The organism is Polaromonas sp. P1_E3 (assembly GCF_056405935.1).
Genome location: NZ_JBFUBD010000400.1, coordinates 1 through 2,389 on the forward strand (window position 1 = coordinate 1; position 2,389 = coordinate 2,389).

Below are 2,389 nucleotides of genomic sequence, written 5' to 3' on the forward strand. Positions count from 1 at the left end.
GGCAACCTCCGCCGAAATCCTGCCGCGCATGGATGTTATGCCGCCTGGTTTGCCTCACTGCATTCCTCGAAAGTTCTTGCGCGCTCATATCTGATCTGATCCGGCTTCCTGCAGGTAACAGCCTGGCGTGAAGCTGTCTGAGGTGCCGCTGTGTTTTCCCGCGACTACTGCATCGGCTATGGATACCGCGTGCGTTGCTGATTCGCATCCGTAGCGGCGTTCACATGCCTCAGCCTGCTTGCAGGCGCCTCTTTTTCGAATCTCTGCTGGGCAAGACTGCCTGCGTATTGATTGATCTCATCAGTTGGAAAAACAAGCGGTTGCTTTTTATATGCAAATCTTAGTGCAAATCATTCTCATTTAAATTAAGATAAACGGCGATTGATTTGGGCTTTCTGGCTTTCTACGTTTTCTATCTTCATCTCGAACAATAAAAAGGACATGCGCATCATGCTCACCGGGTACTACCCTCGTCTCTCTGACTTTGCCCCGCTTTTTTTGCCGTATTCGCAGTCGGGTCTTGCAGATCCAGTGGCCTCTGCCAGGCGCGTGGCTGTCGCGGGGCTGCTGGGCATCAGTTTTCTGGGTGAGGCGCAGGCGCAAACAGTGCCCTCTGCCGCTGACGGGGCCGGGGAAGCCAAGGTGCAGAGCTCCAGAACCCTCACTGAGGTCACGGTCCGCGAGGAGCAGGCGGCCGGTCTTCCGGCGCCATATGCCGGCGGTCAATCGGCGCGGGGTGCCCGGCTGGGCGTGCTTGGCAATACCGACACCATGAAAACGCCTTTCAGTGTCAGCAGCTACACCTCGCAGATGATTCAGAACCGGCAGGCGGGCACAGTCGCGGATGTTTTGGCTGCGGATTCCTCCGTCCGCTCAACGGGTCAGACGGGCGGCTTGCTGGATGCCTTTTTTATTCGTGGCTTTCCGATCGGAGAAGGCAATGTCGGCGAGATCGCATTTGACGGGCAGTACGGAGTGGCGCCTAACTACCGGCTCTTTACCGATTACATAGAACGCGTGGAGGTTTTGAAAGGCCCCGGCGCCCTTTTGTACGGCATGTCGCCGAACAGCGGCATCGGGGGTGTGATCAACGTGGTTCCGAAGCGTGCGCTCAGAACCGACCTGACCCGGTTTACGGCGGACTACGCTTCTGGCTCGCAGGCCGGGGGCCATGTCGATGTGAGCCGCCGCTTTGGCGCGGACCGTCAGTTTGGCTTGCGGGTCAATGCCGGCCACCAGCAGGGCGACACTGCGGTCGACAAGCAATCGCGGAAGGCGACAGTGGGCGCTGCCGCACTTGACTTTCAGGGCGAGCGGCTTTCCGCATCACTGGACCTCATCAGCCAGGTGGAGCGGTTTGACGCGCCGTCGCGCCCGTTCCTGTTGCCTGCTGCCAGTATGCTGCCCGCTGCGCCGGATGGCCGGCGCAATGTCACACAGGCTTGGGAGTGGTCGAAGGTCGAAGACCAATCGGCCTTGCTGCGTGCGGAGTACGAGCTCAGCGACAAGCTGACCCTTTTCGCCAACGCTGGGGGAGGAAAGACCACCGTGGCGCGGCTTTTCGGTACATCGACCATTCTCAATGCCGCAGGTGACACCAGCACCGTGCCGGCCTATTTCAAGTTTGACATTGACCGTGTCAGTGCCGACACCGGCCTGCGGGCCCGTTTCGACACCGGCACCGTCCGGCACGCGGTGACCTTGCAGGTCAGCACCTACCGGGACCGCCTGGACCGTGGTTCCACCAATGGCGCGGCTGTGCTCTCAAATATCTATTCGCCGGTGGYACGACCCGAGCAGAACGTCGCTGCGCCCACACAGGTTTCGAAGATCTCGGAGACCTCCTTGAGCGGCGTCGCGGTTACCGATACGTTGTCGATGCTTGATGACCGCCTGCTGCTCACCGTCGGTGCGCGCCAGCAACGGGTCAAATCGGACAACTTCGACCCCGCCACCAGCGCCCTCACGTCGTCGTATGACAAGACCGCCGTCACGCCATTGATGGGCTTGGTTGTTAAACCCTGGAAGAACGTTTCGCTTTATGCAAATTACATCGAAGGCCTGAGCAAGGGCGATGTAGCGCCGCAGACGGCCTCCAATGCCGGCGTGGTGTTTGCGCCTTACAAGTCCAGGCAGCATGAGGTCGGTGTCAAGTTCGACCAAGGTTCGCTGACCACCACCGCAAGCCTGTTCCAGATTGAAAAACCCAGCGGACAACTGACCGGGAACGTGTTTGCAGTCGATGCCGAGCAGCGCAATCGCGGCTTTGAACTTAATATGTTCGGCGAGGCGGCACCGCACGTCCGCCTGCTGGGCGGCCTCACCCTGATGGATGCCAGGCTGACCCGTACGAACAGCGCCGCAACGCTCGGGAAGACACCGGTCGGGG

1 protein-coding gene is annotated in these 2,389 nt (G+C 59.8%); it reads left to right on the plus strand.

The genetic code is table 11. From position 1 onward, the window contains the following. Nucleotides 1-441 precede the first annotated feature (441 nt). A partial coding sequence (locus AC1D0Z_RS19765; RefSeq protein ID WP_477659879.1) for a TonB-dependent receptor occupies nucleotides 442-2,389 on the plus strand: 1,948 nt, incomplete at its 3' end.